The following is a 13,362-nucleotide window of genomic DNA, read 5'->3' on the forward strand; positions in this document are numbered from 1 at the left end:
AGACGTAGATAGACGCCTATGAACACGAGCTCTTAGCTATATCGCACCCAGCAGCACTGCCAAGCCAAGCAATACCGCTAAGAACAGCAGATTGGCAAGGGTAAAACAGAGCAGATATGTTCCCACCTGCTGCTTCTTTTCCCGTGCTACTGCCTTAAAGGAGATCAGGCTTGCCATAGATGCGATCAGCGTCCCCAGTCCACCGAGATTCGTCCCCACGATCAGCGCCGGTGTATTCTCCGTAAATCCGGAGAGCAGCAGCGCCGCCGGAACATTGCTGATGATCTGGCTGGAGAGCACGGCGGTCAGCAGTTCCCTACCGCCGATGATGCCCGCCCCGCCAAAAAATCGCAAAACGCCGGTATGCGCCCCATGTTTCCGATGAACACAAAGAAGCCCGCAAAGGTCAGCAGCAGCGAGTAGTCCACGCTGCGAAACACGCTCCGGTCGCACAGCAGCAAATACGCCAGCACCACCGCAAGCGTCACCGAAAACGGCAGAAGATGCGCCACAGTCAGCAGACACAGCGCAAACAGCACCAGATAGGCGATCAGCTTTTTCCGGCTGTCCAGCGGCTTTTTCTCCGGCAGGTCGATGACCGCATTCCCCCGGTGCTTCCGGCAGAGCAGAACATTCCAAACTGCCAGCATGCCCAGCGAGAGCAGCGTATAGGGCAGCATCAGCCTGAAAAATGACACAGCGGACATGCCGGATCTTCCGTAGAGGTAGAGGTTCTGCGGATTGCCGATGGGGGTCAGCATACTGCCCAGATTGGCAGCCACCGTCTGCATCACCACCACGGGAACCAGAAGCTTCCGCTCTGTCTCTCCGCCGATGCGCCGCAGCACCACCATGGTGAACGGTACAAAGGTAATCAGCGAAACGTCGTTGGTGATGAACATGCTGAAAAAGAAACAGAGTCCCCACAGAATCAGCACCATGGAACTGCACCGTTTCACCCGGCTGAGCAGTTCCTGCGCCAGACGGTCAAAGATTCCCAGCCGCTGAAGCCCCGCCATTACTGCCATCAGGCAGAACAAAATGGCAAGGGTACGGTAGTCCACATAGCCGAGATAGGCGCTGTCCGGCGGTACGAGAAACGCCGACACCGCTGCCAGCAGAATCGCCGCCGAGAGCACCGCTTCCCGCCGAATCCACCGCCAGATCGATTTGAAAACAGTCATATTCTTTCCCCGATTCCAACAAAAACAGCATTGCAGCAGAGGTTTGCCGCAATACTGTTCTATGAGCCTGTTCCGTATTTTTTTCCATACGTCTTTTCGGCAGATTTTGCCGCTGACTGCGTCAAAAATCCTTGCCATACGACAGTATGCCTGCGGATTTTTTCCTTGTCACCGACAAAATCATGCTCGAAAATCCGCACATAAAAAGATACAGAACAGACTCTCACATTTTATTTTGTGTGACGGAAGAACGCTGCCATGCGGTTTAAAATCGCATCGCCCACATCTTCCTTGGAGAGCAGCGGCAGCGCCTGTTCCCCGTCCGGCTCGATGAAGGTCACCACATTGGTGTCCGTGCCGAATCCGGCACCTGCTACCTTCAGATTGTTGGCGACGATCATATCCAGATGTTTCCGCTCCAGCTTTGCCCGAGAGTTCTCCAGCATGTGCTCCGTCTCCATAGAAAATCCGCAGAGGAACTGGTGCTCCGGCTTGTGTGCACCCAGATGCGCCAGAATATCCCTGGTTCTAGTCAGCGGAATGGAGGCATCGCCATCCTGTTTCTTTTTCTTTTCGGATGCCACTTCCGTGGGACGGTAATCCGCCACCGCTGCTGCCATGATAACGGCATCCTGCCGGGGTGCACGGGCAGTGACTGTCTGAAACATGCCCTCCGCCGTTTCCACCGGAACGACCTTGACAAACGGCGGCGGTTCGATTGCCGTCGGGCCGGTGACCAGCGTCACCTCTGCACCACGGAGCATTGCCCGATAGGCGACAGCGTAGCCCATCTTTCCAGTGGAGTGGTTGGTCAGGTATCGCACCGGATCCAGCGCCTCCTGCGTCGGGCCGGCAGTCACCAGAATCTTCCTGCCCGCCAAGTCCTTTTCACAGGCGATCTCCCGCAGCAGATGCTGGAGAAGCACCTCCGGTTCCGGCATTTTTCCGGCTCCCACGTCCCGGCACGCCAGCATGCCCACCGCCGGTTCAATCACTGTATAGCCAAACGACCGCAGTTTCTGGAGATTGTCCTGCACGATGGGATTTTCGTACATGTGCGTATTCATCGCCGGCGAGATCAGCACCGGCGCCGTGCACGCCATCACCGTTGTAGTCAGCATGTCATCTGCAATGCCGTTGGCGATCTTCCCGATGACATCGGCGGATGCCGGTGCAATCAGCAGAACATCGGCTCGCTGCGCCAGACTCACATGCGCCACATGAAACTGGAAATTCCGGTCGAATGTATCCACTAGACACTTGTTTCCCGTCAGCGTTTCAAAGGTAATAGGCGTGATAAAATGCGTGGCATTGGGCGTCATAATGACGTGCACATCTGCGTGAAGCTTCACCAGACGGCTCGCCAGAGAGGCGATCTTATAGGCGGCAATGCTGCCGGTCACGCCCAGTACAACGGTCTTTCCCTGTAGCATAGTTCCTCCTGTCTTACGCCAGCTCGCCGTGCTTCTCGTAGTGGGAGAGTTTCGCCACGGCATTGTGCTCGTCTACCAGCACCACCTTGGGCTGCATGGTCTTTGCCTCCTCCGGTGTCACCTGCGCATAGGACATGAGAATCACTTTATCTCCGGTCTGCGCCTGACGTGCTGCTGCACCGTTCAGACAAATCACACCGCTGCCACGTTCGCCGGCGATGGTGTAGGTGACAAACCGGTTACCGTTGGCGACGTTCACCACCTGCACTGCCTCATATTCCAGAATGCCGGCGGCATCCAGCAGATCGGCGTCCACGGTAATGCTGCCCACGTAGTTCAGCTCTGCCTGTGTGACGGTTGCCCGATGAATTTTTCCCTTGAGCATGGTAATGGTCATGCGCCGGCACCTCCTGCCTGCACCATAAAGTTATCGATCAGACGGGTCTTTCCGATATAAACTGCAATCGCCGCCAGGAACGGACGATCCAGCTTGTCGATCTGCTGCATGGTCAGCAGGTCAACCACCTTTACATAATCGATGTGTGCCAGCGGTTCGGCGGAAATGATGTCTGTCATCGCCTGCACCAGCTTGTGCGCATCCGTTTCGCCGGACTCCGCCAGCTTCTTTCCGGCAAAGATGCTCCGGCTGAGTACCAGCGCAGCCTTGCGTTCCTCCGGACTGAGGTAGGTATTTCTGGAACTCTTGGCAAGGCCATCTGCCTCACGGACAATGGGGCAGCCCACGATTTCAATGTCCAGATTCAGATCCAGCACCATGCGCTTGATGACTGCCAGCTGCTGAGCGTCTTTTTCGCCGAAATATGCCCGATCGGGTGTGACGATGTGGAACAGCTTGGAAACCACAGTGCAGACACCGCGGAAGTGCACCGGGCGGCTCAGACCGCACAGTTCCTTGGTGAGGACATCCATGTCCACGAAGCTGCAAAAGCCCTTGGGGTACATTTCCTCCGGTGCGGGGTGGAAAATCAAATCTACACCCACGGAATCGCACAGTGCCGCATCGTGTTCCAGATCACGGGGGTAGCTGGCGAGGTCCTCGTTAGGGCCGAACTGGGTGGGGTTAACAAAGACGCTGACGACCACACGGTCATTCTCTTTCCGTGCACGCTCCATCAGGCTGCGGTGTCCTTCATGAAGATAGCCCATGGTTGGAACAAGGGCAACGGTCAGTCCCTCTTTTTTCCACTGTTTTACCTGTTCCCGTACTTCTGCAATGGTTTCTACAATTTTCATCACTTTTCCTCCTGTTCCAGTTGTGCCATGATCTCGTCGGAGATCGCAAACTCGTGTTCTTTTGCCGGAAAGCTTCCGTCATGCACTGCCTCCTGATACTGTGCGAAGGCATCCCGCATCACGCTTCCCACATCGGCGAAGTGGCGCACGAATTTCGGCTGATAGTCGGAGAACATTCCCAGCATATCCTGATATACCAGTACCTGACCATCGCATCCCGCACCGGCGCCGATGCCAATGGTGGGAATGGTCAGCTTGCCGGAGATCCAGGCGGCAAGCTTTGCCGGAACGCACTCCAGCACCAGCGCAAATGCTCCGGCCTCTTCTACGGCCTTGGCATCGGCAAGGAGCTTTTTGGCAGCGTCCGCTGTCTTGCCCTGTACTTTAAAACCGCCCATAGTATTCACGGACTGGGGTGTCATGCCGAGGTGTGCCACAACGGGGATGGATGCCTGCACAATGGCACGAATCTGGTCGCAAACCACTGCGCCGCCCTCCAGCTTGACCGCACCGGCACGGCCCTCTTTCATCAGTCTGCCGGCGTTGACAACGGCATCATATACCGAGGTCTGGTAGGAGAGAAACGGCATATCCACGACGACCATGGCGTTTTCCTTTGCACCACGTGCCACTGCTTTGGCATGGTGCAGCATGTCCTCCATGGTGACAGAAACCGTGTCTTCATAGCCCAGAATCACATTTCCCAGGGAATCCCCCACCAGCAGCATATCCAGTCCGGCAGCATCCATCAGCTTTGCTGTGGTATAGTCATAGCAGGTGAGCATCGTAATTTTTTCTCCCCGCTGTTTTTTTGCCTGAATGGTCTGTACGGTTTGTTTCATAACTTCCTCCTGTACGGCGCATTCCGCCGCATAACCATAGTACAATTTCCTTTCGGAATACTGTCCACCTGTTATCATACCAAAAACCGCCCCGATTGTCAAGTATTTGCATGAGAGTTTTCACGCAAATCCACTGCAATTTTCGGAAGCCGACAGCCTGCAAACTGCTATTTCATGCGATGGAACCAAGCGGACACGGCACGTCGCACCCGCAAAATGCTGTTACAAAATCTGTTGCAAGCATCTCCAAAAATCCCCCTCAGCCCTCAGACATCTCCCACCGATCACCCCCGTTCCGCAGCGGTTGACAATCCTCGCCTTTTGGCGTATAATAGACTTGTTCGACAATCGCAATGGGAAAAAGGAGTGTTCTATGATACATCATTTTTGGAAATTGTGCGGCGGTCTGCTTTTTTCTGCATCTGCCGCCCTTATTTTGGCCACTGCTGCTCCGGCTGTATCTGCTGCGGAAGCACCTCCGATTGCAACGGCAACCGGCACCACGGCACTTGTCCCCACCGGCACGCCGGGCTGGTCTGTCGAAGCAGACGGCACCATCCGCTATTATCTGGAAAACGGCGCCGCTGCAACCGGCACCGTGGAAATCGACGGCGTGCTCTATCTATTTTCATCGGACGGCATCCTCCAGACTGGCTGGCAGGAAGTCAGCGGTGCGCAGTATTACTACGACTCCAAGACCGGCGAATCCCAGTTCGGCTGGGTCACAGTCGGGGACAAGCGTTATTATATTCTGGAGGACACCGGAAAACAGACCGGCTGGCTGACGCTGGACGACAAACAGTACTATCTGGATGAGGACGGCATTCTGCAAACCGGTTTCTTCCAGACAGAGCTGTTCGGCGAAGTGTACTACGCCGGCGAAACCGGTGCCATCTACAAGGACGGCGTGTTCGAGATCAATGGCACGCCCTACTGTTTTCATCCGGACGGCACAGAGCGGACAGGCTGGCAGACGGTAGACGGGATAAGGCGGTTCTACAACCCCAATACCGGTGAGGCGGAATACGGCTGGGTGGTCTGGAACGACCGCTACTATTATGTTTCCCGGGAATCCGGAAAATATCTCGGCGCACAGGAGGCAGAGGGCAAGTATTACCCCTTCTCCGCAGAATACGGCTACATCGAAGAGGGCTTCTGCACACTGCCGGATTCAAATATCACCCGATACTATTATAAAGACGGTTCGCTGCACACCGGCTGGCTGGAACAGTCCGGCGGAAAAGTCTGCTATTTCGATGCGGACGGCACCATGGTGACCGGCTGGCAGACCGTTGACGACAAGCGGTATTACTTCCACGAAAACGGACTGCGCTGTACCGGCATCGCCGAGATCGACGGAAAACTCTACAGCTTCGACACCTCCGGTATACTCCAAACCGGACTGTGCAAGCATAATGATAAACTCTACTACTTCGACCCGGAAACGGGCGCAGCGGTGACAGGGCTTTTGACACTGCCGCAGGGCACGTACTATTTTCAGGAAGATGGTTCTGCCCGCATGGGATGGCTGATTCTGGACGACGGCCGTTACTATTTCGACACCAACGGACTGCGCTGCACCGGCTGGCAGACCATTGACGGAAAGCGATACTGCTTCGATGGAAACGGCAAGAGCATCACCGGCTGGCAGACCGACGCCAACGGCGTGCGCTACTACTTCGGCGCAGACGGCGCCATGCTCACCGGACTGCAAACCATCTCCGGCAACACCTACTATTTCGCAGAGAACGGCGGCATGTGCACTGGAAAAATCGCACTGAACGGCAAGAACTACTATTTTGACACCAAGACCGGCGCACTGCTCCGGAATCAGACCCAGAACGGCTACACCACCAACGCCGACGGCGTCATTGTCAAGGTGCTGCTGAACACCCCCTACCTCAGTCAGGCGGGCTATCCCACCGGCTGCGAGAGTGCCAGCGCTGTCATGCTGCTGCGCCACGCCGGATACAGCACCTCCATCGACACGTTCATTGACACAGCGCTGGACATCGGCTATCTCTACTACGGCAGCGACGGCTACCTGCACGGCCCGGACCCCAACAGTGCCTTTATCGGCGACCCCCGTTCCACATACGGTTACGGCTGTTATGCGCCGGTCATCGCCAACGCTTTGAACCGTATCGTTACCCCCAGCAAGCACACTGTCAAAAACATCACCGGAACATCGATGAAAACACTGCTGACAGACTACATTGACAATGGCACTGCCGTTGCCGTCTGGGCAACCATCAATATGATGGCACCGGAATCCGGCACCCAGTGGATTCTCCCCAACGGACAGCTCTACACATGGACAAGCCACGAACACTGTCTGGTATTGGTGGGCTACGATGACAAATACTATTACATGAACGACCCCTACAACAGCAACGGTCTCCGTGCCTACGAGCGAAGCGTCGTGGAAGCACGCTATGCAGCGCTGGGTTATCAGGCGGTTGCGATCACTTCCATTTAAAAGGAGGAGCTACACATGAAACTTTTACTAATTCGCCACGGCGACCCCAACTATGACATTGACTCCCTGACAGAAAAGGGCTGGAAAGAGGCTGCGCTGCTGGCGGAGCGCATGGCAAAGCTGAAGATTCGCACATTCTACGTTTCTCCGCTGGGACGTGCCAAAGACACCGCTTCCCTGACGCTGCAAAAAATGGGACGGGATGCCATCGAACTGCCCTGGCTGCGGGAATTTCATGCGCCCATTCCAGATTTTCACACCGGTGCGCCACGTATTCCGTGGGATCAGCTTCCGCAGGACTGGACGGTTGAGCCGAAGTATTACGACTGTGTGCAGTGGAGCGAAACGCTGCCCATGCTGCAAGGTCACGTACAGGCGGAGGCAAAGCGTGTCTGGGACGGCATCGACGGCATTCTCGCCGACTACGGTTATGTCCGTGAGGGAAACACCTACCGTGTCACTGCACCCAACGAGGACACCATCGCCATCTTCTGCCACTTTGGTGTCACCTGCGTGATGCTGGGACACCTGCTCGGTATTTCCCCCATGATTTTGTGGCACAACTTCTGCGCTGCGCCAACCTCTGTGACCTCGCTCATCACAGAAGAGCGCCGGAAGGGCATCGCCTGCTTCCGAATGAATGCATTCGGCGACACGGCGCATCTTTACGCCAACGGAGAACCGCCGGCGTTTGCAGCACGCTTCTGCGAAACCTATGACAATTCGGAGCAGCGGCACGATTGAGCATTTTCTGAGAACGGATTCTCACGGCGGACAGAAAGCTGTCCGCCTTTCTTTTTTCCATTTCCACATTTTTTCGGCAAATTCCACGTTTTTTCCTTGCACATCGGTTTGCAGCGTGGTATAATAGGAAGAGCTGCTTCATATGTTTTGGCAGCACACACTGGCTCTTAGAAAGGACAAACGCCATGTCATTTTTCAAAATATTCCGCAGACTTGCCGCTGCTTCCGCCGCTGCCTGCGTTCTTTTTCTCTGCACCGGATGCAACATCCCGATGTTGGAAAAAGATGGAGACGGCTCCGGCTATCTCTTTACCACCAGCCTGATCGGCAATCCCAAAAGTCTGGACCCGCAGTCCGCTACGGATGCCTCCTCCAAGACCATCATCCGCAACCTTTACGAGGGGCTGCTGGAAATGGACGACACCGGCACGCCACAGCTTGCAGCAGCTTCCAGCTATACCGTTTCGCCGGACGGACTGATCTACACGTTTTTGCTGCGCAAAGACCGCTACTGGTTCTACGACAAAAACGGCAATGATACTGTTGACGACGGGGAAACATGGCTGGTAACTGCCAGCGACTACGCCTATGCCTTTCAGCGCATCTTTGACCCGCAGACACAGTCTCCCTATGCGGAGACGTTCTCCTGTCTGCACAACGCCGAAGCCGTCCAGAACGGCACACTTGTGCCCTCGGAGATCGGCGTTCGGGCGGTGAGCGACGATCAGCTGCAATTCACGCTAGACCAGCCCAACGCACAGTTTCTGGCGATGCTGACTACCACCGCAGCCATGCCCTGCAATGAGGAATTTTTCCTCCAGACCAAGGGCAGCTACGGACTGGAGCAGAACGCCGTGGCATCCTGCGGTGCGTTCTACATGCGGCTTTGGTTCTACGATCCCTACGGCAGCGACAACCTCATTTACATGCGCCAGAACGCCGCCAACGCCGAGGCTCGCCGCACCTATCCCACGAATCTGACTTTCCACATCCGCAACGGCCAGCAGGCGCTGGACGAGGATTTCTCCTCCGGCGAATCCGACGTGCTTCTCACCTCGGTATACCCTGCCGCCTACGTAGACAGCAAGGACTACACTGTGACATCGGAACGGGATACCACGCTGGGGCTAATTTTCAATCCGGACGAAAAAGAGTACGCCAACGATGCCATTCGCACGGCGCTCTCCATGGGAATCGACCGTTCCAAGATCGGGCTGACCTCCAACGGCGACCTATTGAGCGCCTCTGCCATTGTGCCGCCCACAGTGTATTGCAATGGCACCAGCTATCGGGATGCCGTTCCGGAAACTGATCTGACCCCCGCCTATGATGAGCCGGCTGCCATTGCCATGCTGCAAAAGGGCATGCAGCAGCTGGGCATCGCCTCCCTGAACTCCACCAAAATTCTGACCTGTGCGTCACTCATGGACTGCGATCATCTCCATGATATCATCCAGAACTGGCAGGAGATCTTCGGTTTCTACATTGGTATTGACGAGGTGACAGAATCCGAGTACTGGGACAAAATCGAGAACAAAAATTACACCATCGCTGTCTATGGCGTCACCGGCACAGAGGCAAGTCCGGATGCAGTACTGGCACAGTTTGCAACGGACTGCAACCGCTTCCGCTATAGCAGCGCCAAGGTAGACCAGCTGCTCTCCTCCCTGCGCAGCTGTGCCGACACGGCAACGTTCTTCCAGCTGTGCCGCACCGCAGAGCAGACCATTCTGGACGAAGCGCAGTTCCTGCCCATCTTCTACAAGAACCAGTACCTTGTCACACAGACCAGCAACACAGATCTGCACTATGACGCATTCTCCGGTGCCATCGACTTCCGCAACGCAAAGCACTTTGAGTGATTGCCGCATGGAAATATTTTCTTTGTTGCATTCTGCGGCTTCCTGCATATAATGACAGTAGCAGCAGTGCAAGCCGCGGTTGCAGATGCTTTGAGATAGATTGCCGAAGCGCAAAGTGCAAATCCGGCAAAGTCCACCCGAAAGAGGAATTCGCTTTCGGGTGGATTTTTTGGGATGCACGAGAAATGAATATTCCCCAAAACAAAAATCCCATGTAAGCATCTGCTGCCTGCATGGGATAATTTCTGCTGTTTTGTGCGACACCTTACCGATATGTGCGCAGGAACTTTTCGAAACAGTTCACCTGATCGTGCCGTCCCACGACGGCGATGACATCATGGGAATAGAGCCGAAAGGCAGGGGTGATATCTGTGGTCACCTCGTCACCGTGCTTCACGGCGATGATGTTCAAGCCGTATCGCTGGCGGAGATTCAGCGCCTGTACCGTCACGCCTTTCACCGATTCCGGCAGGCGGATTTCCGTGATGCTGATGTCGTCGCTCAGGGCGATGTACTCCATGACCCGTGGCGCAAGCAGGCGGTTTGCCAGACGAACGCCCATATCTCGCTCCGGATAGATGACCTCCGCCCCAAGCTTCTCCAGCACACAGCCCTGTTCCACGCTGTTTGCCTTGGCGATGACTCTGGGCACACCAAGCTGAATGACCGTCAGCGTGGTGAGAATGCTCACATCAATTTTACCGCCAATGCCCACAATGACGGTGTCACAGTTCTGGATGCCGATGTTGCTCAGGTTCTCCCGTGTCAGCTCGTTCACCAGAAAGGCGTTGTCTGTGAAAGCAGTGGCGTCGTTGATGACTGACTCCTCCTTGTCCACCACGATCAGTTCAGCGCCGGACTCTGCCAGCCGCTGCGCCAGCGCAAATCCAAACCGTCCCAGTCCAATGACGGCATACATATTTTCCTTTTCCTTGGTACGTCTTACTTTCATCGTTTTCTCTCCTTACCCCACAGATATGGTTCCTTCCGGACGCTGGATTGCATTTTTATTCCGTCCCTGCATCATCCAGAGCGTTGCCACGGTCAGCGGCCCCAGACGGCCGATATACATGGTCAGCATCAGAACAATCTTACTGCCGCTGCAAAGCTGAGAGGTCAGGTCCGTAGAAAGTCCTGTTGTGGAAAATGCAGACACCACCTCAAACAGCAGCCGAATCAGCGACACATCCGGCTCAAACACGCTCATCAAAAACGTGGACACCATCACAACGCCCAATCCCATGAGCAGAATCATCACTGCCTTGTCCCGTACCGTCTGGGAAATACGCCGGTGAAAAATGGTGGGCTGGCGGTTTCGGGTATAGGCGATTGCTGACCAGACACAGACAAACAGCGTCGTATCCTTGATACCGCCGCTGGTGGAACCGGTCGAAGCGCCGATGAACATGAGGAACACCATCAAAAACAAAGACGCATTGGAGAAGGCCGCCAGCGAATAAATACTAAAGCCGGAGGTGCGGGAAATCGCGCTATAGAAAAACGCCTGAAGCCAGCGAAGTTCCCCCTCCGAGAGCTTCATCAGCAGCGTACCGCCCACCAGAAGAATCGCTGTCATGGTCAAAACGACTTTTGTATGCAGCGAGAACTTCCGGAACCGGCGGTTTCTTGCCACATCCCGAATGACAAAGAATCCCAATCCGCCGAAAATCGTCAGCAGTGCTGTGATAACCAGCAGCGAGGCGTGGTGCGTATACTCCTGCATACCGGCATCGCCGATAATGTCAAAACCGGCGTGGTTAAAAGTGGATACCGAGTGAAACACGCTCAGCCAGATTGCCCGTCCCAGCGGAAAATCTGCGTAGAAAATGGGAAAACAGCAGATTGCTCCCACGCCTTCAATGCCAAATGTCACCAGCAGCAGAGAGCGCAGCAGCTTGACCACACCCCCAAAGGTGGGATAGTTCAGCGTTTCCTTGATGAGGATGCGCTCCCGCAATCCGATGCGCTTTCCGGCGAGCAGCATCACACCGACACCAATGGAGGTGATTCCCACGCCACCCACCTGTATCAGGAACAGCAGGACACCCTGTCCAAAGGCGGAGAATGTTTCATAGGTGGGTGCTACTGTCAGTCCCACCGTGCACACTGCGCTGAAGGAGGTAAAGCAGACGTCCAGCGGCGAGAGCGGCGTTCTGTTTTTGTAAGCAATGGGCAGTGCCAGCAAAACCGCCCCAAATGCAATGAGCACTGCAAAGCAAAGAATAATGACACGTCCCGGTGTCAGGGTCTTATTCCATTTCATCTCTTCCCGTTTAATCTCCCTATTCCGACAACAGGCACTTAGAAGAAAAGCGCACACTGTCCGTGTGCGCCCTCCTTCTTCTCTCGAAGTTTATGCTTCTGTATTTTCTTTTGCGGGTGCAGCAGTCTCCGCCTCTGCGGACTGTTCTGCTGTCCCTTCCGGTGATACAATCTCTTCTTCTGATTCCTGCACGGCACTGTGTGCATCCCGTTCTGCCTGTTCTGCTTCTCCCGCAGCACGGCGTGCATTTTCATCTGCTTCCTCCTCTGCCTTCCACTTTCCGTAGGATGCATTCTTGCATCCGCAGTTCGGGCAGAAACGCTGTGTTTCCATCACTTTGGAACCGCAGGACGGACAAATAACAGCATGATCCAGTCCTGCCAGCTCGGATTTCAGCACGTCGATCTGTGCAATGGTATCCGCAGCCTGCTGGAAAAGTCCGGCGTACTGTTCCTGCGGATCGCACTGGTTCTCTGTGTAGTATCTTGTGCCGATCTCCTGATAGATGGTTTGCAGCGAATCGTTGCAGGTGTTGATCATGCGGCGAATTCTGGCACGTGCCGTTGCTTTTTTCGAAGTGTCAGCAACTTCCCGTGCCATCTTTCCCACATCGCCGCTCATTTTTCGAAACTGATCTCGAAAATCCATGTTGATTTCCTCCCTAGGCGTCTGCCTGCCGCAGCATCGGTTTCCATATGCGGAAAAACACCGCCCGCCTTTCGGCACATCTGCACACGCTGCCGTATGCCTCTGCGGCGGCATTCCCCTGTTATCTTATGACGAAACGGCGTCAAATGATTCCAAGAGAACCGAACTTATCCACAGATATAGGCAAATCGAGGACTCTTCAGTCCCAGAACGCCGCTGAAAGAATAGCCATTGACGGTTTTCTGACCGTCGATGTTGACGGAGCGGACAAAACCGCTGTCGCCGATCTCCATCTGAATCCAGTTTGCCGGATTGTCAGAAAGGGCGATTCCGTAAGCGCCCTGGATTCTCGAACGCACTTCATCGGTACTCATGTACGTCACTTCCCCGTAGTTCGGGTCGTATAATGCATCATATTCCGAGGGAACGCTGACCAGATAGTCATAGCTTCTGCCCCAGATATCGGCTGCACTTGCAGTTGCACCACCGCTGGAAGCGCCATAAACGGTGAGCGCATAATCCCCGTCATAGTACAGTGCCTGTCCGACCACTGAGGAAACTGCGTCCACAACATTCTGCGGCGGATTTGCCTTCAGACATACGCCGGTCACGCTGCCGCCGTTGAACATGATATAGGTATAGGCTGCAACCGC

At 55.1% G+C, this 13,362-nt stretch carries 12 protein-coding genes and 1 pseudogene (1 of these 13 only partly in view); 3 read left to right on the forward strand and 10 right to left on the reverse strand.

The window, feature by feature from the left end; genetic code table 11:
• Positions 1–36 precede the first annotated feature (36 nt).
• The 5 genes and pseudogenes from QZL66_RS00590 to panB form a co-directional block, all read right to left on the reverse strand.
• A pseudogene (locus tag QZL66_RS00590) lies at positions 37–1,184 on the reverse strand (SLC13 family permease).
• 230 nt (positions 1,185–1,414) lie between these two features.
• A complete protein-coding gene (gene coaBC, locus QZL66_RS00595) occupies positions 1,415–2,617 on the reverse strand; it encodes a bifunctional phosphopantothenoylcysteine decarboxylase/phosphopantothenate--cysteine ligase CoaBC (protein ID WP_022409832.1) in 1,203 nt (400 codons plus the stop codon).
• A gap of 13 nt (positions 2,618–2,630) precedes the next feature.
• Positions 2,631–3,014, reverse strand: coding sequence for an aspartate 1-decarboxylase (gene panD, locus QZL66_RS00600; protein WP_022409833.1), 384 nt, complete (start codon positions 3,012–3,014; stop codon positions 2,631–2,633).
• A complete protein-coding gene (panC, locus tag QZL66_RS00605) occupies positions 3,011–3,871 on the reverse strand; it encodes a pantoate--beta-alanine ligase (protein WP_022409834.1) in 861 nt (286 codons plus the stop codon). Before panC ends, panD begins: the two co-directional genes overlap by 4 nt.
• Positions 3,871–4,713 (reverse strand): 3-methyl-2-oxobutanoate hydroxymethyltransferase, encoded by an 843-nt coding sequence (gene panB / locus QZL66_RS00610; protein WP_022409835.1) that lies wholly within the window; start codon positions 4,711–4,713, stop codon positions 3,871–3,873. The genes panC and panB overlap by 1 nt, the downstream gene beginning before the upstream one ends.
• A gap of 373 nt (positions 4,714–5,086) precedes the next feature.
• On the opposite strand from panB, the gene QZL66_RS00615 reads away from it, so the two are divergent.
• The 3 genes from QZL66_RS00615 to QZL66_RS00625 all read left to right on the forward strand — a co-directional run bounded on the left by QZL66_RS00615 (position 5,087) and on the right by QZL66_RS00625 (position 9,798).
• Complete coding sequence (locus tag QZL66_RS00615) at positions 5,087–7,192, forward strand: C39 family peptidase (protein ID WP_022409836.1); 2,106 nt, start codon at positions 5,087–5,089, stop codon at positions 7,190–7,192.
• A gap of 15 nt (positions 7,193–7,207) precedes the next feature.
• Complete coding sequence (locus tag QZL66_RS00620) at positions 7,208–7,936, forward strand: histidine phosphatase family protein (RefSeq protein ID WP_022409837.1); 729 nt, start codon at positions 7,208–7,210, stop codon at positions 7,934–7,936.
• 272 nt (positions 7,937–8,208) lie between these two features.
• Positions 8,209–9,798: a peptide ABC transporter substrate-binding protein gene (locus QZL66_RS00625; RefSeq protein ID WP_293601736.1), complete on the forward strand. Its 1,590-nt coding sequence runs from the start codon at positions 8,209–8,211 to the stop codon at positions 9,796–9,798.
• A gap of 265 nt (positions 9,799–10,063) precedes the next feature.
• Here QZL66_RS00625 and QZL66_RS00630 read toward each other — a convergent pair whose 3' ends face one another.
• From QZL66_RS00630 to QZL66_RS00650, 5 genes are all read right to left on the reverse strand, one after another.
• Positions 10,064–10,750, reverse strand: coding sequence for a potassium channel family protein (locus tag QZL66_RS00630; RefSeq protein ID WP_022409839.1), 687 nt, complete (start codon positions 10,748–10,750; stop codon positions 10,064–10,066).
• Positions 10,751–10,762: 12 nt separating this feature from the next.
• On the reverse strand, positions 10,763–12,061 hold the full coding sequence (locus QZL66_RS00635) for a TrkH family potassium uptake protein (RefSeq protein WP_022409840.1): 1,299 nt from the start codon (positions 12,059–12,061) through the stop codon (positions 10,763–10,765).
• Positions 12,062–12,151: 90 nt separating this feature from the next.
• Entirely contained in the window at positions 12,152–12,709 is a 558-nt protein-coding gene (locus QZL66_RS00640; RefSeq protein WP_022409841.1) for a zinc ribbon domain-containing protein, read from the reverse strand.
• 167 nt (positions 12,710–12,876) lie between these two features.
• The gene (locus QZL66_RS00645; protein WP_293601737.1) at positions 12,877–13,320 is read right to left on the reverse strand and encodes a hypothetical protein; all 444 of its coding nucleotides are present in this window, start codon (positions 13,318–13,320) and stop codon (positions 12,877–12,879) included.
• Positions 13,317–13,362 carry the 3' portion of a SpoIID/LytB domain-containing protein gene (locus QZL66_RS00650; protein WP_022409843.1) on the reverse strand. 647 nt of this gene lie beyond the right edge of the window, so the window shows 46 of its 693 coding nt (coding positions 648–693); the start codon falls outside the window, past its right edge; its stop codon occupies positions 13,317–13,319. Before QZL66_RS00650 ends, QZL66_RS00645 begins: the two co-directional genes overlap by 4 nt.

Origin of the sequence: Ruminococcus sp. CAG:330, assembly GCF_000437175.1 — a bacterium.
In the GTDB taxonomy this organism is placed as follows: domain Bacteria; phylum Bacillota; class Clostridia; order Oscillospirales; family Ruminococcaceae; genus Ruminococcus_C.